At 31.1% G+C, this 19335-nt stretch carries 24 protein-coding genes; 10 read left to right on the forward strand and 14 right to left on the reverse strand.

Annotated elements, in window-relative coordinates; genetic code table 11:
* The 7 genes from A5893_RS09405 to A5893_RS09435 form a co-directional block, all read right to left on the reverse strand.
* Positions 1-1014, reverse strand: a complete 1014-nt coding sequence (locus A5893_RS09405; protein WP_068822312.1) for a cytochrome-c peroxidase — start codon at positions 1012-1014, stop codon at positions 1-3.
* A 231-nt stretch (positions 1015-1245) separates the two neighbouring features.
* A complete protein-coding gene (locus tag A5893_RS09410; protein WP_068822313.1) occupies positions 1246-2004 on the reverse strand; it encodes an MbnP family protein in 759 nt (252 codons plus the stop codon).
* Positions 2005-2067: 63 nt separating this feature from the next.
* Positions 2068-2445, reverse strand: a complete 378-nt coding sequence (locus tag A5893_RS09415; RefSeq protein WP_082911387.1) for a hypothetical protein — start codon at positions 2443-2445, stop codon at positions 2068-2070.
* Between the two features lie 46 nt (positions 2446-2491).
* Positions 2492-2950 (reverse strand): DinB family protein, encoded by a 459-nt coding sequence (locus A5893_RS09420; RefSeq protein ID WP_068822314.1) that lies wholly within the window; start codon positions 2948-2950, stop codon positions 2492-2494.
* Position 2951: 1 nt separating this feature from the next.
* Positions 2952-3254, reverse strand: a complete 303-nt coding sequence (locus tag A5893_RS09425; RefSeq protein WP_068822315.1) for a type II toxin-antitoxin system RelE/ParE family toxin — start codon at positions 3252-3254, stop codon at positions 2952-2954.
* Complete coding sequence (locus A5893_RS09430; RefSeq protein WP_068822316.1) at positions 3244-3486, reverse strand: hypothetical protein; 243 nt, start codon at positions 3484-3486, stop codon at positions 3244-3246. Before A5893_RS09430 ends, A5893_RS09425 begins: the two co-directional genes overlap by 11 nt.
* A 125-nt stretch (positions 3487-3611) precedes the next feature.
* Positions 3612-5348, reverse strand: a complete 1737-nt coding sequence (locus tag A5893_RS09435) for a phospho-sugar mutase (RefSeq protein WP_068822317.1) — start codon at positions 5346-5348, stop codon at positions 3612-3614.
* Between the two features lie 180 nt (positions 5349-5528).
* Between A5893_RS09435 and A5893_RS09440 the strand changes: the two genes are divergently transcribed.
* Both A5893_RS09440 and A5893_RS09445 read left to right on the forward strand, forming a co-directional pair.
* Complete coding sequence (locus A5893_RS09440; protein ID WP_157687533.1) at positions 5529-6518, forward strand: endonuclease/exonuclease/phosphatase family protein; 990 nt, start codon at positions 5529-5531, stop codon at positions 6516-6518.
* Positions 6519-6613: 95 nt separating this feature from the next.
* Entirely contained in the window at positions 6614-7147 is a 534-nt protein-coding gene (locus A5893_RS09445) for a hypothetical protein (RefSeq protein ID WP_068822319.1), read from the forward strand.
* On the opposite strand, the gene corA is transcribed toward A5893_RS09445, so the two are convergent.
* Entirely contained in the window at positions 7148-8101 is a 954-nt protein-coding gene (gene corA, locus A5893_RS09450; protein WP_068822320.1) for a magnesium/cobalt transporter CorA, read from the reverse strand. It lies immediately after the preceding gene.
* Between the two features lie 58 nt (positions 8102-8159).
* Between corA and A5893_RS09455 the strand changes: the two genes are divergently transcribed.
* Entirely contained in the window at positions 8160-9116 is a 957-nt protein-coding gene (locus A5893_RS09455; RefSeq protein ID WP_068822321.1) for a TIGR01212 family radical SAM protein, read from the forward strand.
* Between the two features lie 363 nt (positions 9117-9479).
* Positions 9480-11258, forward strand: a complete 1779-nt coding sequence (locus A5893_RS09460; protein WP_068822322.1) for a hypothetical protein — start codon at positions 9480-9482, stop codon at positions 11256-11258.
* Between the two features lie 129 nt (positions 11259-11387).
* Here the strand turns inward: A5893_RS09460 and A5893_RS09465 are convergent, their stop codons facing one another.
* From A5893_RS09465 to trpS, 6 genes are all read right to left on the reverse strand, one after another.
* The gene (locus tag A5893_RS09465) at positions 11388-11858 is read right to left on the reverse strand and encodes an SRPBCC family protein (protein ID WP_068822323.1); all 471 of its coding nucleotides are present in this window, start codon (positions 11856-11858) and stop codon (positions 11388-11390) included.
* A 74-nt stretch (positions 11859-11932) separates the two neighbouring features.
* Entirely contained in the window at positions 11933-12229 is a 297-nt protein-coding gene (locus A5893_RS09470; RefSeq protein ID WP_082911388.1) for a chaperone modulator CbpM, read from the reverse strand.
* A complete protein-coding gene (locus A5893_RS09475) occupies positions 12226-13137 on the reverse strand; it encodes a DnaJ C-terminal domain-containing protein (protein ID WP_068822325.1) in 912 nt (303 codons plus the stop codon). The genes A5893_RS09470 and A5893_RS09475 overlap by 4 nt, the downstream gene beginning before the upstream one ends.
* Before the next feature lie 233 nt (positions 13138-13370).
* Entirely contained in the window at positions 13371-14111 is a 741-nt protein-coding gene (gene kdsB, locus A5893_RS09480; RefSeq protein ID WP_068822326.1) for a 3-deoxy-manno-octulosonate cytidylyltransferase, read from the reverse strand.
* Positions 14112-14120: 9 nt separating this feature from the next.
* Positions 14121-14735, reverse strand: coding sequence for a deoxynucleoside kinase (locus A5893_RS09485; protein ID WP_068822327.1), 615 nt, complete (start codon positions 14733-14735; stop codon positions 14121-14123).
* Positions 14736-14814: 79 nt separating this feature from the next.
* Positions 14815-15810: a tryptophan--tRNA ligase gene (gene trpS / locus A5893_RS09490; RefSeq protein WP_068822328.1), complete on the reverse strand. Its 996-nt coding sequence runs from the start codon at positions 15808-15810 to the stop codon at positions 14815-14817.
* A gap of 41 nt (positions 15811-15851) precedes the next feature.
* Between trpS and A5893_RS09495 the strand changes: the two genes are divergently transcribed.
* From A5893_RS09495 to A5893_RS17695, 6 genes are all read left to right on the forward strand, one after another.
* Positions 15852-16589 (forward strand): lysophospholipid acyltransferase family protein, encoded by a 738-nt coding sequence (locus A5893_RS09495; RefSeq protein WP_068822329.1) that lies wholly within the window; start codon positions 15852-15854, stop codon positions 16587-16589.
* A 112-nt stretch (positions 16590-16701) separates the two neighbouring features.
* On the forward strand, positions 16702-16992 hold the full coding sequence (gene gatC, locus A5893_RS09500) for an Asp-tRNA(Asn)/Glu-tRNA(Gln) amidotransferase subunit GatC (protein WP_068822330.1): 291 nt from the start codon (positions 16702-16704) through the stop codon (positions 16990-16992).
* 314 nt (positions 16993-17306) lie between these two features.
* Positions 17307-18029, forward strand: coding sequence for an ABC transporter ATP-binding protein (locus A5893_RS09505; protein WP_068822331.1), 723 nt, complete (start codon positions 17307-17309; stop codon positions 18027-18029).
* A gap of 113 nt (positions 18030-18142) precedes the next feature.
* Positions 18143-18691, forward strand: a complete 549-nt coding sequence (locus tag A5893_RS09510; protein WP_068822332.1) for a cob(I)yrinic acid a,c-diamide adenosyltransferase — start codon at positions 18143-18145, stop codon at positions 18689-18691.
* A gap of 76 nt (positions 18692-18767) precedes the next feature.
* Positions 18768-18989, forward strand: a complete 222-nt coding sequence (locus tag A5893_RS09515) for a DUF2795 domain-containing protein (RefSeq protein WP_017258669.1) — start codon at positions 18768-18770, stop codon at positions 18987-18989.
* Positions 18990-19166: 177 nt separating this feature from the next.
* Positions 19167-19316 carry a lmo0937 family membrane protein gene (locus tag A5893_RS17695; protein WP_157687534.1) on the forward strand — a complete coding sequence of 50 codons (150 nt, stop codon included), beginning with the start codon at positions 19167-19169 and terminating at the stop codon, positions 19314-19316.
* Positions 19317-19335: the final 19 nt, after the last annotated feature.

Below are 19335 nucleotides of genomic sequence, written 5' to 3' on the forward strand. Positions count from 1 at the left end.
TTATTCTTCACTGTATTTTGGATTTTTAAGAAATGTAAGATCCGTCAAAGTTTTTAAAAATGCAATGATATCCGCCTTATAGGTATCTGTTAAAGCTAAATCTTGTTTTAAAAGTGGATCTAAATTTTTGTTAGGTTTAATATTATTTTGATAGTGATCCAAAACTTGTTCTAAAGTTTTAAAACGACCATCATGCATATAAGGGCGACTGACCTCTACATTTCTAAGCGTCGGAACTTTGAATTTACCATCATCTGATGCTAAACTTGTGATCGTTGATCTACCTAAATCTAAAGATGTGATGTCTAAACCATTATTTCTAAAACTGTTATCAGAAAACAAAGGTTCTTTATGACAACTCGCACATTTTGCGGAAAATAATTGATAACCCCTTAGCTCTTGATCTGTAAATTGAGCTGTTTTAGCTTTTACTTGGTCATATTTGCTATCAGCAGAAATCATCATGCCTTGAAATTGCGCCAAGGCCCTAAACATTTTTTGAGAAGTAATCTCGTCGCTATCAAATGCTTTTTGAAATGCCTGTTGATATTCTGGTTTTGATTTAAGATAAACTAAAATTTTATTCAAATCGTTGGCCATTTCGCAAGGATCTGTCATTGCGTTTAAAGGAGCCAGCTCTAAATTGGTCACTCCACCATCTAAAAAGAAATTGTCTTTAAATGTTAAATTAAATAAAACAGGTGCATTTCTTTTGCCAAAGCAATTATCAACTCCATGGCTAGTAGCATGATCTAAGTTTCCAAAACCTGCAAATTGTTGGTGACAATCGCCACAAGAAACTGTACCATCTTTAGATAGTCCTTGATCATAGAAAAGCATTCTGCCCAAATCAAAACCTTTTTGTGTAGGTTGATTATTTGTAAATTGATAAACAGGTTGCGGAAATCCAGCAGGAATTTCTATCGATAAAAATTTATTTAAATCCTTATCCTTTGCACAAGAAATCAAGAAAATGATACAACCTACAATTAGAAATGTGGTTATTTTTTTCATTTGGATATTTTTAAGTTTCCGTCATGTTGATTCGCTAGCTAGCGAAGAAAGCATCTCACAAATAGGTTTTCAGTTAGAATGTCAACCTTATTAGTGAGATGTCTCCTGTCGTGGAAATGAATTTTTTTTTTGCGTTAGGGATTGAAATGGAAATCCCTGCCTGCGGCAGGCAGGCTTTTTGTTTTTACAAAAAGATTGAAATAAAAAGCCCGCCCGAACGCCCAAATAAAATTAATTATGAATATGATCTAAACTAAACATCCCTTGTGCATAATTATCGGCAATAATTAAGGCAGGTAAACCGCCATGCATAGAATTGTAGGTTGCAAAAGAAATATTTTGTTTACCATTGAACATAGCAGCAACATCTGCTTTGAAATGAATAATTGGTGATTTATCTGTTCTAATCCTCAAAATATTTGGATCAATATTAAAAGATACTTTTCTGATGGCATTAACTGTTGCCGAAGCACCGCCAATGTGGAAAATAAGATTATGATTTGCTGCTGTAGATGTTGGGGAAGTACCTTCCATTTTTACAAATACATACCCCGAATTCCAAGACCAAAACATTGCTTTTTCTGGTGCTAAGACGCCTGTTTGTGCACCCGCAAAATTTCTTGCGGAATCTACCCCAATAGTATAGCTTATTTTTGTATAATCACCAGCTGGCAGGTTGCTAAGGCTTGGTTTAAGAGTGCTAGCATCTGATTGGTCTATTAGAAAATAGCTTTCCGGAACATTGTATATGCTTCCATCTGCTTTTAATAGCTGAATGTTGGATACGTAATATTTAAACATATCAACTTTATATGATTCTCCTTTTGTGTTGGTATAATTCTGTGTGGTTAAAACTAAAGGTTGGTTACCAACAACGTTTTCAAATTCGAAATTTAAAGTTCCTGAACCCGTAATTTCTCCAGCGTCTTCTTTTTTACAAGACATAAATGCAACGGCAGCAATAGCCACCATCAATAATAATTTTTTCATTTTATTTTTATGATTTGATTTTAAAACTTTAAGAATTCAGCTAAAATTATAGCTGTTAAATAATTAAGAATCAAACGTAGGGGGAGGATGATAAAAAGAGGAGCTTTTTATATAAGAATAGTTATTTTGATAAACGCTGTTTTCTGTAACCGAGTTTAAATTAAAGAACTTAATGTGGAAAGTAGTAATCAGCATGATTTGCTGGGTAAGGTCTTTTTGGGTTTTACGTTCTTGAGATTGTTGTTGTTTTTCGGCTTCGGCAATTTTACGAGTCAAAAAACATTTCCCGTTACATTGCATTTCGGGCTTATCCTTATTGATACACAGATTTTTAGCAATGTAATCTTTATTTAGCTCGTAACCTGCAAAGTAAAACAGCCTAGTAAAACTAGATAGACTGATAAGAAGAATGAGTAAAATGCAGGAAACCTTTTTTATCATTTGCTGCAAATGTAAGTGCTAATGTTTATACTCACAATTTTATTGGTTAATTATCAGCGTTTTTTATGACCCAAAGAAAATAATCTGTTGCTGGTAAATTCTCTCTGTCACTTTTAAGTAACTGTACAATTTGTCCTCTATGATAAGTATTGTGATTTATTAAATGGGTTAAAATATTATTTAATGCTAGTTGGAATGTTTTCCCCTTTGTATTTTGGTAATGAATTAACTTTTCCAAATCCTCTTCTTTTATTTCGTTCAAAAATTTTATCCAATCTTGATGGTTTTTGTCCATCATATCTTTCAATTGACTTTTAGTTTCCCATAATTCAATTTTTTCAAACTTATTAATGCATCGGTTTAACCAGATTTTTTGTGCACTTAATAAATGAGAAAAAAGATTTTCGATTTTAGGATTAAGGATTGGTTTTTCGTCAATACTTTGTTGAATGAGGCAATTTGCCCAATAATCGTAATTAAATAAGTCGATAAAGTGAGATTTCATTCTACGTAAATATTTTATCTGGATTTTGACGATTATCGAACAAAGAAATAATAAAAATTTTCTCTAAACTAGAGATAAAGAAAATGGAAGTTTGTTTAGATATTACACATTTTCGAATTGGTTTTGTTTGAGAGACGATAGGAAATTGTTCTGAAGATGTTGTAATTCTATCAATTGAATCATTTATCTTGGATATAACTTCTTTAGTAAGAATTAGACCCCAATTATTTAACAAATAGTCAATTAAGTTAGTATATTCTAAATTTGCTCTTGAAGACCAAACAACAGATTTTTTATCTGCCATTATTTTTAAAGTTGTCAAGTTTTAAATTAATTCCTTTCATGACATCTTCATAAGTAAGAATTCTTCCTTCTTCTATATCTAAAATACCTGATTTTATACCTTCAATTTCTTTATCATTTAAATTACCCCATTCGTTATCCAAAACTTTAAAGTTCAAACCTAATCTTTTAAATAGAGCCTTTAAAGCCGGAAGGTCTTTTTCTTTATCAATTTCTACTGTTAAGGTTGTCATGATCAAATTTAAATAAATATTTTAAGAAGATAATTGATATTTGATTGAAAAATAATAAGGAATTAAGAAGATTTAAGTTTCGACCTAATCTCTTCTTAACTCCTGAATAGTTAAAATTTTAAACACTAAACATCCAAATCCTTCATTATTTCATCTACCTTGCTTTCTAACTCTGCATTTACTTTATCAAATTCTTCTTTATTAGCTAAAGGTGCATTTACACTGCAATAAAACTTGATTTTTGGCTCTGTACCACTTGGACGAGCAGATACGATACAACCATCCTCAGTTATAAACTGCAAAACATCTGATTTTGGAAAATCTAAAGTCGTTGTAGATTTAGAATCTAAATCTGTTTCTTTTTGCAAAGTATAATCTTTTAAAGTCACAACTTTAAAACCTCCAAGGCTTTTTGGAGGATTTTCTCTAAACCTATCCATCATTGCTACAATTTCTTCTGCACCAGCTTTTCCCTTTTTAGTGATTGAAACCAATTTTTCTTTATAGAAACCATATTTCACATACATATCAATCATGGCATCGTAAAGACTTGATCCTTTATCTTTATAAAAAGCAGTCATTTCTGCAATAAAGGCTGCCGAAACTACCGCATCTTTATCACGTACAAACTCACCAACTAAATATCCATAACTTTCTTCTCCGCCTGCAATAAAAGTTTCTTTTCCCAGCTTTTCTTCCATTACTTGTCCAATAAATTTGAAGCCAGTAAGAGTATTATAACATTTTACATTTTTACTTTTAGCTATTTTATCAATTAAATAAGTAGTAACAATGGTCTTTATAACATATTCTTTACCAGTAAGTTTACCTTCCTTTTCCCAAGCTTCTAACATATAGTTGATAAGCAAAGAACCTGTTTGGTTTCCATTAAGTAATTCAAACTCGCCTTTGTGGTTTTTAACTGCTATTCCTACTCGGTCGGCATCAGGGTCTGTAGCCAAAACTAAATCTGCATCGGTTTCTTTTGCTTTTTTCAGCGCAAGCGTTAAAGCTTCTTTTTCTTCTGGATTTGGATAAACAACGGTTGGGAAATTTCCATCCGGTGTAGTTTGTTCATCTACCAAAATCACGTTCTCAAAACCAAACATTTTTAGCGCTTTTGGCACTAATGTAATTCCTGTCCCGTGAATTGGTGAGTAAACTATCTTTAAATCTTTTTGACGTTTTATGGCTTCCGGTGAAACCGAAAGTGAGGTGATTTTTTGTAAATAATCATTATCAATTTCTTCGCCCAGGTATGAAATGTTTTCTGGTTTCCCTTCAAATTTAATATCGTCAACTGAAGAAATTTTACTGACTTCATCCATTACGTCCTTATCATCAGGAGCAACAAATTGTCCACCATCCGCTCCATAAGCTTTGTAACCGTTGTATTCTTTTGGATTATGAGAAGCTGTTAGCATCACTCCACTTTTACAACTCAATTCACGCACTGCAAATGAAAGTTCAGGAGTAGGGCGTAACTCTTTGAAAAAATAAACATGAATATCATTAGCAGAAAAAACATCGGCTGTAACTTTTCCTAATACATCAGAATTATTTCTGCTATCGTGTGCGATAGCAACTTTTATTTTTTCGTTGGGATATTTTTTCAGCAAAAAATTCGCAAGACCTTGTGTTGCGGCACCAATTGTATATTTGTTAACACGGTTAGAACCTGCGCCCATAATCCCTCTTAAACCACCAGTTCCAAACTCTAAATCTTTATAAAAAGCATCGGTTAATTCTGTTAAATTTTTATCATCAACTAGTTTTTGGATTTCGGCTTTAGTAGCGTTATCATAATTTCCAGTTAACCAGCTATTTATTTTATCTTGGATGGATTGATCTAATTCTTGCATATTTTTAGGATAATTGTTTAATTCAAAGTTAGTACTTATACATAACTACAGAAATAAAAAGCATAATTGATTTATTTTTTAAATTAGATATAATATTACTTTTGATGCAATAATTAAATATTTATGTTTTTTGTGCTACAGTTTTTATCCTACCTAAGTGTCCTATTTGTATTTTTGCCGATGGTGAAAAGTGATTTTTGGATTTTTCGTTCACTAGAATACTCCCGTTTCCAAAATTTTATAGTTTCTATAATCATCATATTTCTTTGGGTTATCAGTTACTTTTATTTTCATGAAATAGATTATACTGCTTTAATTCTTAATATCATATGTTTAATATATTTATGTATAAAAATAATTCCCTACACTATCTTTTTTAAAAAGGAAGTAAAAAGTATAAAATCTATAAATCCAGATAGAGAAATAAAGTTTGTAAATGCAAATGTACTGCAACATAATACTCAGTATGAGAGATTAAAAGTTCAATTGAAACAATATAATCCAGATGTAATTCTACTTTTAGAAACAGACCAAAAATGGAAGTTACAAATGGAATATCTAAAAAAAGATTATCCGTTTTTTATTGAAGTACCTAAAGAAAATACTTATGGAATGCTATTTTATAGTAAGTTAAAGATTAAAGAAGAGCAAATCCATTATTTAGTTAAAGATGAAATTCCTTCTATAAGCTGCAAACTTTTTTTAGTTGATAATTACGAAATTAAACTTTGGGGATTGCATCCTGAACCGCCAGTACCAGGCGAAAATTTGTATTCTACTGCTAAAGATAAAGAATTAGCAAAAGTAGCTTTAGATGTAAAAGATAATGGATTAGCAAATATTGTAATGGGCGATTTAAATGATGTTGCCTGGAGTGATACCACATCATTATTTACAAAAACCAGTGGTTTATTGGATGTGAGAAAGGGAAGGGGATTTTATAGCACTTTTTCTGCTCATCATTGGTTTATTAAGTTTCCGTTAGATTATATTTTTTGTTCGCCTCATTTTGGGTTTATCAAAATGAAAAGACTGAAATTTAATGGTTCTGATCATTATCCAATTTTTACTCATTTAGTTTACATGCCAAGTTTAAAAACACAACAGAAAAGAGAAATTGATACTGAAAATGTAAAGGAAGCTGTAGAGAAAGCAAACCAGGAAGTATAAAACTTCCAGAATAACTTAAAATCCTTTATCCTAAAAATTTATAATATAAGACTGAGCATATATTTTCTCATCTTGTAAACATTAAACTCATTTTAATGAAAAGATCATTTTTAATCATTTTCTTTCTAATTGGCATTTTGAGTTTAGCTAATGCTCAAAACCAGAATATCGATTATTTTATTGTAAAGGAAAATCTCTTAAAAAATGAAAAGTTAGCCATAATAGCTACTGATTCTTTAGAAATCCCACTGGAGAGAATTAATGGAGTTTTTAATTTTTCTGTTAATGGTTTTAAACAAGAATTAAACTTTCACGATGGAGTCGCAGTTTGTCCGCTGCAAATTGAAAAATCGGCTTTTGTATTTTTTAAACATTTAAACGATAGCGGCAGCCATTCCAACCTATACTTCATTTACAAAAAAAACAATGATTTAAATCCAATTAAAATTAGTTGGTATTTATTGCTTGCAGTGCCTTTAGGTTTGGTCTTGATAGGTTATATGTTTAGAAAACTAATAGGTTTTGTAATTTTCATCTTGTTAATTCTAGGATATTTTTATTACAGTAAAGGTTTGTCAATCCCCACGTTTTTCGAGTCGGTTTTTGATGGGGTAAAAAATATATTTTAGCTATAGCCAATTTTTCTTCTTAAAATAAACCAGGGTTCCTAAAGAAGATAAAATCATCAATAAAATCGCAATTAAATAACCATATCTCCATTCTAACTCTGGCATTTCTCTAAAATTCATCCCGTAAATACTTGCAATTAATGTTGGAGGCATAAAAGCCACGGTAGCTACTGTAAAAATTTTTATAATCCTATTTTGATCTATATTTATTAAACCTAAAAAAGTATCCTGCAAATACTCTAGCCTTTCAAAAGCAAATTTATTATGTTCTAAAAGTGAGCTGATATCTTTTATCATGATTTTTAAAACACTCATATATTTAGGAGGAAAAACCGATGATTTTATTAAAGAAGATAATAACCTTTGTTTATCAATGATGTTTTCACGTAACATCATGTTGTCATTTTGAAGAGAAGAAATCTTTAATAAATCATCTTCATCTACTCGCTCCTTTGTTGTTCTTAAACTCTTATTTAACTCTGCAATTTCTTTAGCAATGTTTTCAATTAAATCTGCATCCTGATCAATACAGGTTTCTAAAATGGTAGATAGTATTTGATATCCATTTATGTATAAAGTTGGATTGGCTTTTATTTTTTTAACAGCTTCTTCAAAAGTTTTTAAGTCAGCGTCCCGGTATGAGAACATAATTCCTTTTTCTAAAATGATAGAAACAGGATAATAGTCAAATGTATTTTCTTTAACGGATAAAAAGTTAGAATTAATGATGATCTCATTATCCATTTCGCTAAAGCGTGATGAACTTTCAATCTCTTGCGATTCTTCTTCAGATGAATATTTTATATCAAAATAACTTTCTATAGTTGATTTTTCCTCAACGGTAGGATTTTGTAAATCAATCCAAACCATGTCCTCAATAGGTATTTCTTTCAAAATCTCTACATCAGATTCTTTGGCTAATCGGGTATTTTTCTTGTAATAAATTCTCAGCATCTCACCTCAATTTTAGATTGATTATCAATTCGTATCTTTGCAAAAATATCATTTGACATTGGAAAAAGCATTAGCCTTCGGCGAAAAGAATTATAATTATTATAGTGCCTACTTAAAAAACAAGTATAAAGTTAAAAGAGTATACAAAGTTATTGTAGATGGCGGCTTTACTTGCCCAAATCGTGATGGCTCTAAAGGCTATGGCGGCTGCACATATTGTAATGTAGATTCTTTTACACCAACTTCACGCACCATGAATTCTATGAAAGAACAAATAGAATTTGGGATGGAAAGGGCTTGGAAACATTACAAAGCAGAAAAATTCATTATCTATTTTCAACCAAATACCAATACTTATGCGCCAGCTCATTATTTAAAAATGATGTATGATGAAGCTTTAAGTGTTGATATGACTAATGTTGTTGGCTTATCTGTGGGCACCAGACCAGATTGTATTGATGCAGAAAAAATAGCTTTATTAGAAAGTTATACGGATAGGGTAGATGTAGATTTAGAAATGGGCATGGAATCTATTTATAACCAAACGCTTTCTCAAATCAATAGAGGTTGTTCTCATGATGAATTTGTTGATGTAATGGGTTTGTTAACAAATTCTAAACTAGATATTTGTGTACATACAATTTTTGGTTTGCCCGGAGAAACAAAAGAAATGATGTTGGCTTACGCCGATGAAATTAACCGTTTTCCTCAAATCAGCTTTGTAAAATTTCATCATTTACACATTGTAGAAGGTTCTATAATGGGCGTTAAATATAAAAAAGAACCTTTCAAATTGTTCTCTTTACAAGAATACGCCGATTTTCTTTGCGAGCTTTTACCTTTAGTTCGGCCTGATGTAGTTATTCAACGTCTTTTTGGAATTTCTGATTTAGAAATGCTAATCGCACCAAAATGGGGTTTAAGAAAATCTGAAATACAAACTTTTATAGATAATGAAATTGAAAGAAAAGGTATTGTGCAAGGGAGTTTATATAAAAGTTTATTAGTTCATTAGTTTCAAAAGGCAATTTCATTAAATTACGGCATTTCATCACCTCGAGGAACGAGAGGTCGCACAAGCAAAGTCTGGATTAAGCTATTGCCACCTAATTGTGAAGTATCTCTTAACGTCAACATAACGTAAAGCATATTATTGAAAATGCGCAAATTGATAGTTCTGCCATTGAAGTAGCGTAAATTAATTTAGAACTGGATTTTTTGAGAATTGAATTTATCATTTTGTGTTAAACTAAATTTTTCTATTCCTATACATCAAAAAAAATATTCCACCACGATTAAAAATCAGTAAAAACACTTACATAAAAAAAATGTATTAATCGCAAATTTGTATAGCAGTTTACCACAAACTATACAAATCATGAAAAAAATTGCATTTATTTTAATCGCTGTATTTCATTTAGGTTTTGCTTTTGCACAAGAAAAGGAACCTGATAAAGAAAAGAAAAAGTTTAAACTTAAAATGCCCGAATTAAGAATTGGCGAAAAACTAGGAAATTTAGCAGGCAATTTAATGACGGGTAAGGCCAAAGAATTAAATGTTGCAATTGCAAAATTTAATATCGTTTCTGGAATATATCCGCCAGAAATTAAAACATCAGAATCAAAATATTATCCAGATGGAACAATAGAAGGAGATTATATGGTTTCTGTAACTTTTTTTAAAGCTGAGGGATTAGGATTATTAGAAATTGATGGTACTGTAACTTGTGATGGTAAAGAGATGAAGTACGTAGGCTTAGGCTCTTATCTTACTTCTTTTCCATATGCTTTTACTACACCAAAAACTATAAATATTAAAACTGTTTCTGGTGATGAAGCAAACTTTGCTTTAAAACCAATAAATCATGTAGAGATCGTTTCTGTTAATGGAGATAAATCATTACCGATTTTAGATTTAGCAGAAGATATAAAGTTAACCTACAAAAATCCGCCAGGTTCCGCGGGCTCCAAAATCAGAGTTTCATTAATAACAGATGTAGTAGGAGCTAGAGCATTAAACCACTTTGCTAGTTTTGATGCTGGTAAAGATGGAGAAGTTACAGTCACTATTCCAAAAGAGTCATTAAGTAATCCAGAAATTTCTGGAAGTGTAAAAGGTGTAGGTAATTTTAATAAAGGTGAAAATTTTTTGATTATTGAACGAGAGTTCAAAACAGAAAGAGATAAATTAGATTCTTCTCAAAAATTAGGAAAATTAAAAACTGCAGAAATCACAGCGGTGTCTTATGCATCTATACCTGTCGTTGTTAAAGGTAAACAAGAAGAGAGCGTATATGCATCAATTAAAGTAAGTGAAAAATTCACAAACGGAATTGGTTATAGTTTTTATAAGCCAAATGCAAATAACGGCATTCCTTTTTCAAGTGGGTCAAAATTTGGATTAACATCGTTTACCTTACAAGGCAGTACTTACAAGAAAGACGTTTCAACATCTGAGAAAGAAGGCTATGAATCTAATGCAAGATATGGATACGTTAAAACCAGAACAATAACAACCACAACAACAACCTATCAATTCCCACAGCTAACAAATACTCAATGGCAAACGGTGATGGATAGGGTTTATAATGGATTAGTTAAATTCATGAAAGCAGAATATAAGATAGATTTTGTGCCAGTCGAAAAAATGACTAGTAATCCAAATTATGCTACTTTATTTCCAGCAGCTTCTAGTAATACATCTAGCTTTATAAATACAAATTACAAAGGTACTCAACGTACCACTCCTAAATCTATAGGTGAAATTGTAGGAAGTATTAGTGAAAACTACACTACAGACAATATTATGGGAAATTTAATGAAAGAAACCGATGTGGATGGATTAGTAAATATGCATCTTAGTTTTCAAGTTGCTGGTAATAGTGAGGGAAAGGTAATTTTGATTCCATCACTTTCAATAAATATTATAGGGAGAGATGAAACCAATAATAATAAGCAAGGAACTTATGCTGGCGGTTATATTGTTAAAACAACTGGCAATTCTTTTAATGGTGATTTGGTTAAGACAAACCCAAATGCTTTGGCACAAGCTTGTTCTACAGATGAAATGATAGCAGGTTTAATAGAAGGAATTAAAAATCTTCGTTCTAAAGAGATAGCATTGGGATACGATAAAATTTGGAATATTGGTAAGTAATTTATGGTTAAATTTTTTTTAGTCAGAATTATTTAAGGAGAATCTAATCAATCTATAGTAGAAAAAGTTCATTGGTAAATCACTAATGAACTATAATATAAATTAAGACTATCGAACTAATAATCTGACTTATTTATAAACGCCAAACATTTCATCCACAGCTTTTACCCTGTAATCAAAAATTTCCTGGGTTTGTTTTGCAACGATAATTGAATTTGCTAATTGGCCAATAATCCCAAACGGAATTCCATATGTTAATTTATCAGTCATTAAAACACCTCCATCAATTTCTTCAAAATGGTGTTCGTGGTGCCAAAATTTAAAAGGACCAAAACGCTGTTCATCAATAAAATATTTTCTGTCCTTAACGGTAGTTATCTCGGTCATCCAATCCATCTTAATCCCTAATAAAGGTGAAACTTTATAGGTAATGATCATTCCTTCATACATTTTTGTTTGTGCTGTATAATCTGAAGTCACCACAAACGACATACTTTTTGGGGTAATCTTAGATAAATTTAATGGTGAAGAGAAAAAATCCCAGGCTTTTTCTAAAGAGATAGGAATTTTTTGGGTGTAGTGTAAAGTGTAGGTTTTCATATTCACTTAACATTAGAAAGATACTATTGTTTAAAACATCATTCAATTCATTGACGTTTGTAAAAATGCTTTTTTTATTCATGCTCATAAATTCTTAATCTACTTTTCAAAGTTTTCATTTCCTTCTGCATATCTTCAAATCTGTTTAGAAGATGAAAAATAGTATCAATGCCAGCGGCGTTAATGTTTAAATCCTGATGTAAACGAAGCATTTTTTCTAAAGGTGAAATCAAGTCTTCATGTATAAATGGAGCCTCTTCAATTTGGATAATTTTTATCAATCCATTATCATCTAAATCTTGAATCAAAGACATTTCTACTTTATAATAGGTGCACAAAGTAGCTACTGGGATAAAGTTTTCTTTTGTCATGATGTTCTAAGTTTAGAAAGTTGTACAAATAAATCTTTTTCTTGATCAGTTAAATCTTTTGGTAATACGATTTGATAGGTAAGATATAAATCGCCAAACTCATCATCTTTTTTATAGACTGGAAATCCTTTTCCTTTTAATTTGACTTTTACTCCGTTTTGTGTTTCTGGCGCAACCTTCAATTTAACTTGTCCACTCATAGTGTCAATTGTTATATCGCCACCTAATAATGCGGTATATAAATCAATATCTATTGTTTTGTAAAGGTTTTTACCGTCTCTTACAAACAAAGTATCATTTGTAATATTAAACTTGATGTTTAAATCACCTTTGGGGCCACCATTCACGCCATCAGCACCGTAACCTTTTATTTTTATTTCTTGACCATCTGTAACTCCAGCTGGTATCGTAAGCCTGATGTTTTTTCTATTTACAGTTAAGGTACGTTTGTCGGTTTTGTAAACTTCAGAAAGGTTTAATTTTAATTCTGCGTTAAAATCCTGACCTCTAAATTTCGATTGATTACCTCTTCTACCACCGCCACCAAACATAGAACCGAAGAAATCAGAAAAATCTGAATCTTCATTTCCGCCACCTTGATAGCTTTGCCCAAACGGATTCTGTTGTTGGTTTCTACTTCCACCGTAGTTTTGTTGTCTACTTTGTTGATCATATTGATCTGCATGTTTCCAATCTTTACCGTACTTATCATATTTCTTTCGATTTTCTGGATTGCTTAAAACTTCATTAGCCTCGTTAACCTCTTTAAACTTAACTTCAGCTTGCTTATCATTTGGGTTTACATCTGGATGAAACTTGCGAGCCATTTTACGATAAGCCTTTTTAATATCTGCTTCGGTAGCTGATTTATCGATTCCTAAAATTTTATAATAGTCTATGAATTCCATTTATTTGTGAAGAGTTAATTTGAAATGGTTCGATCTTATAATCAAGCCATTATTATACCAATAAGTTGTATGATTATTAATTAGTTGATAAAAAAAATAGCTTGTTAGTTAGTTAAAATCAAAATAATAATAATTCATTTTAAAAATCCGACCGTTGACGGATATATCTTTTTTTGGAATCACTTTTGCCCAAACTAAAAAAGGATGAAACTTCCATCCTTAAATCAAAAAAATTACTTTCTCAAACTTTCTAAAACCTTCGCTACATCTTCAGGAACATCAATAGCTAAGCTTTCGTTTTTAGTAATTGCAACTTTAATTTTATAACCATTTTCAATCCAACGCAATTGTTCTAACTGCTCAGAAAGTTCTAGATTTCCTAATTTTAATTTTGAGACAATACCTAAAGTGGTGGTTCTATAGCCATAAATACCAATATGCTTATAAAAAACATGAGTATTTAAAAATTCTTCTGCTGCTACGTTTTTGATAAAAGGAATTACCTGACGACTAAAATAAATAGCTTCAGAATTTTTATTGATAATTACTTTTGGGGTATTCTGATTAAATAGTTCTTTATTAGATTCGATTTTCTTTACCAAAGTTGCCAACTCGGTAGAAATATCGTTAAAACAATTGGCCAAAAGGTTAATTTGCTTCGGATCAATTAGAGGTTCATCGCCTTGTATATTAATAATGGCATCAAAACCAATCATTTTTTTACAAACCTCAGCGCAACGGTCGGTGCCACTTCTGTGGTTTGGGGAAGTCATGATTACATTTCCCTTAAATGCTTTTACGGCATTATAAATTCGTTCATCATCTGTAGCTACTACAACATCTGCTAAAGAAGAAGCTTTTTTTGCTTGCTCGTAAACCCTTTGTACCATGCTTTTTCCAGCAAGATCAATTAAGGGTTTGCCAGGAAAGCGGGTAGAATCATATCTTGCAGGGATAATTCCCAGTATTTTCATTCTTTTATTTTAAAACAATCCGTTTATTTCTCTTTCGATACTATCGATAACAAAACCTAAATCTTCAGGATTATTGGCGAAATCTAATTTGTCCTTATCTAAAATTAGCAGCTTTCCTTCCTTATATCCTTTAATCCATTTGGTATATTTTTCGTTTAATTTTTGGAGGTAATCAATCCTGATTCCGGCTTCATATTCTCTACCTCTGCGTTGGATATTCTCTACCAAAGTAGGAACGGATGCCTTTAAATAAATCAGTAAGTGTGGTGGATTGATATAAGAAGTGATATTTTCAAAAATTGCTCTGTAGTTATCGTGGTCACGGGTGGTCATCAATCCCATTTCATGAAGATTTTCTGCAAAAATATGTGCATCTTCATAAATTGTACGATCTTGGATAATGTCTTTTTCACCGCTTTGTATTTCTCTTATTTGCTGAAAGCGACTGTTTAAAAAATAAATTTGGAGATTAAAGCTCCATCTTTTCATATCGCTGTAAAAATCTTCTAAATAAGGATTTTGGTCAACAGATTCATACATGGCTTCCCATCCATAATTCTTAGCTAATAATTCGGTAAGTGTTGTTTTTCCGGCTCCTATATTTCCTACAATTGCTATATGCATAATCTTTAAAAGTAATAAGTAATGAGTATAAAGTTTTTAAGGGTAAAATAAAAACTTTGTGATTTTTTAAATCTAATTATTAAAAAGATTTAAAGCCAATTATTTCTCTAACTTCTTTAATTGTTTTTGATGCGCTCTCCCTCGCTTTTATTGCGCCGTGTTTTGCTACCTGTCTTAACAATTTACTATCCTTTGATATATCCTCTATCTTTTCTCTAATAGGTTGTGTGGCAATAATCATATCCTCTGCCAAAGCTTTCTTAAAATCGCCATATCTAATTTGGCATTTATTGTAAAGCTCATCAAAATGTATTAATGTATCTGTAGAAGAAACAACTTTCATCAAATCAAATAGATTTTGAATTTCTTGAGGTTTGGTTTGATTGTCTTTAGTGGGTCCAGCATCAGTAACTGCTCTCATTACTTTTTTTCTGATGATTTCAGGCGAATCGGATAGGTAAACGGCGTTCATCTCACCTTCAGATTTTCCCATTTTACCTTTACCATCCAAACCAGGAATTTTAATCAATTCGTTAGCATAATTAAACGCAAAAGGTTCTTTAAAATAATCGGTTTTATATAGATGATTAAAACGATTGCCAAATGTACGGCTCATCTCTAAGTGTTGCTCTTGATCTTTCCCAACGGGCACTTTTGTAGCTTGATGGATTAAAATATCCGCAGCCATTAATACTGGGTAAGTTAATAAACCTGCATTCACATTATCAGGGTTCGACCTGATTTTATCTTTAAAAGATGCGCTACGTTCTAATTCGCCAACGTAGGCATTCATATTCATATATAAATAAAGTTCTGCAATTTCTGGTACATCAGATTGAATGTATAATGTGGTTTTTTCTGGGTCTAAACCCGCTGCCAAATACTCTACTAAAACCTGTTTGATGTTTCCATGTAAATCTTGAGGAGTTGGATGCGTAGTTAATGAATGATAATCTGCTATAAAAAAAAAGCAGTTGTATTCATTTTGCATTTTTACAAAATTGCTTACTGCCCCATAGTAATTTCCTAAGTGTAATTTTCCGGTACTCCTAATTCCGCTAACAACAGTTTCCATAATGTGGCGAAAGTACAGAAAATTTCTATTTTTGATTGAAGATGAAAGCAATTTTAAGGCAAGGTTTAAGATATTGGCATTTTGCAATGGTGGGACTGATTTATGTTTTAACCTATCCTTTTGTATATTATTTTTCTAGAAAACCAAGCAGATATCCAATTCTTAATAAAATAAGGAAAATATATACTTTATTTCCTTCTACTTTAAGTGGTTTCTTTTACAAAATAGAATATGAAGAGCCAATTGATTGGAATAAGACTTATATATTTTGTCCTAATCATTCTTCAAATTTGGATGTTTACAGCATGAGCATTGCCCTAAAAAATAATTTCTTTTTTTTAGGAAAGGAAGAATTATTGAATAATGCTGCAACTAAACTGTTTTTTAAAACGATTGATATTCCATTAAATAGAGATAGTAATATTTCTGCTTTTAGGGCATTCAAAAAAACTTCTGAAAGAATTAAACTGGGAATGTCGCCGGTTATCTTCCCTGAAGGAAAGATAGGAGTAGAGTATCCGCCTATTTTACACGAGTTTAAAAATGGTCCTTTTAGATTAGCAATTGAACATCAAATTCCAATTATACCAGTAACTATTAAAAATAATTGGAGATTATGGTGGGATGATGGAATTAAATATGGATGCAAACCAGGAGTTTCGCATATTTGTATTCATAAGCCAATAGAAACTACTGGAATGGATGTAAAAGATGATGAGGTTTTGAAAAAATTGGTTTACGATATAATAAATTCTAAAATTGATTATTATTTTATATAATTAACTAGTTAGATTTTGGTTACTTTGTCGGTTTTTTTTACGATTTTAAATTGTTTATCCTTTTAAAACAGTAAAGCTTTAAACTTTTTACTTAATACTTTAAACTTTAAAAATGCATATTGATAAAGAAACGGTTGATAAGATTGCCCATTTGGCTCGTTTAGAATTAACAGAAACAGAAAAAGAACGTTCTATTGCAGAATTAAGTGAGATTTTAACATTTATGGCAAAGTTGAATGAATTAGATACTGAAGGAGTTGAACCTTTAATTTACATGAACGATGCAGTAAATGTTTTACGTAAAGATGAAGTTATACAAGAAATGACTAGAGAAGAAGCTTTATCAAATGCGCCTTTAAAATCTGAAGAATATTTTAAGGTTTCTAAGGTGATACAGAAATAAGCTTTAAGAAAAGTAAAAAGTTCAAAGTAAAAATTCAAAAAATTTTGTAAAATAAATTCAAATTTTTTTTTTGATTTTTTTGCGTTAACGATAGAAACGGCATCCTTTTTTTGCTTCTTTCCATTACGCAAATGCAAAAAAAGATATAGTGTATAGCGTGTAAAAACGCCCAAATAAATATCGCTTTTCAAAAAATATTTAAATTTATTCTAAAAACTAAAATTATGTTTCTCAAATGATACAGACAATTTCTGACAGAAACATAAAATATTGTAACAAAACACTCCAACTATTGTCTTACAAATAAAAAAAAGATGCAACCACTAATTACCATTAATGATTTAGGAAGAAAATATGTGATAGGTGCAGAAACCATTCATGCCTTAAAATCTGTTTCGCTAACTATAAATAAAGGAGAATTTGTTGCATTAATGGGACCTTCTGGTTCTGGTAAATCTACTTTAATGAACCTTTTAGGTTGTTTGGATACGCCAACAAAAGGAGAATATATATTAAACGGAATAAATGTTAGTCAAATGACGGATAGTGAATTGGCAACAGTGAGAAACAAAGAAATTGGATTCGTATTTCAAACCTTTAACTTATTGCCAAGATCATCTGCACAAGATAATGTGGCTTTACCGTTGATTTATGCAGGAATAAAGAAAAAGGATAGAGATATAAGATCTATTCAGGCTTTAGAAAATGTAGGTCTTGGTAATAGGGTTCACCACAAACCAAACGAACTTTCTGGTGGACAACGACAAAGAGTTGCAGTTGCAAGAGCTTTAATCAATAACCCATCTATTATTTTAGCCGATGAGCCTACAGGAAACTTGGATACAAAAACTTCCATTGAAATTATGGGGTTAATTGAAGAAATACATTCTAAAGGAAATACGATTATTATTGTTACCCATGAAGAGGACATTGCTCAACATGCCCATAGAATTGTGAGAATGCGTGATGGATTGATTGAAGAAGATTACCTGAATAAAGATATTAAAACGGTTTCTTCTAAGTTGGCTGCCATGTAAATTTATTTGATTTCATAGATTGGTTTTTCGTGATTTCACAGATTGGTTTTTTGTGATTTCACAGATTAAAGGATTTCACAGATTTTTTCTTGATTGCTTACATTAAATTATAGATGAAAATATATACCAAAACTGGAGATAAAGGTCAGACTTCTTTAATTGGAGGGACAAGAGTTCCTAAATATGCATTAAGAATTGAGGCTTATGGAACTGTAGATGAATTGAATTCTTACATTGGATTAATTAAAGATCAGGAGATTCCGGATAGTGACAAATTAATCTTAAAGGAAATTCAGGATCGTTTGTTTACCATAGGTTCTGTTTTGGCAACAGATAAAGAAAATTCTAGAATTAAAATACCCGATTTACATGATGAGGATGTTATGCTTTTAGAGAAAGAGATGGATAAAATGAATGAGTTTTTGCCTCCTCTTAAGCATTTTGTATTGCCAGGTGGAAACCAAATTGCTTCGTTTTGCCATATTGCAAGGTGTGTTTGTAGAAGAGCAGAACGAAATACAGTACATTTAATGGAAGAAAGTCCGATGGATGAAAATGTAGTTATTTATTTAAACCGACTTTCTGATTATCTTTTTACCTTAAGCAGGAAAGTAATTCTAATTAATAAAAACGAGGAAAATAAATGGATTCCAAGGGTTTAAATTGTTGAAAACTTTATTAGTAAAGTTTAAATATTAATATACTTTTGCAAAATATAAAAATTAAAGTTCTAAGATTATGTATTGGACGTTAGAATTGGCATCTCATTTAGAAGATGCTCCTTGGCCAGCTACCAAAGATGAATTGATTGATTACGGAATTCGCTCTGGCGCTCCTGTTGAAGTTATAGAAAACTTACAAGCGTTAGAAGATGATGGCGAGCCATATGAAAATATAGAGGAGATTTGGCCAGATTATCCTACTAAGGATGACTTCTTCTTTAATGAAGATGAATATTAAAAAAAGACCCGAATTTATATCGGGTCTTTTTTTTGTCTAATTTAATATACAATATAAAAAAACAAAAGGTTGCTTAAATCATAGTTTAAGGATGTTTTTTAAATAAAAATTATTTTTGGTGTAGTTTTAGATTAAGCAATATCAAATAATTGTTAAATCTTAAAAAATACAAACATCATGGGAAATTTACTTTATCTAATTGCAGTAATCTTAATTATAGTCTGGATTTTTGGCGCATTCGTATCACCATTCGGTGGAGGTTTGATCCACATCCTTTTAGTAATTGCTATTATAGCAGTATTGTTAAGAGTGATAAGAGGGGCGTAAGCTCTTTTTAATATCTATT

The organism is Pedobacter psychrophilus, from assembly GCF_001652725.1.
GTDB classification, from domain to species: Bacteria; Bacteroidota; Bacteroidia; order Sphingobacteriales; family Sphingobacteriaceae; genus Pseudopedobacter; species Pseudopedobacter psychrophilus.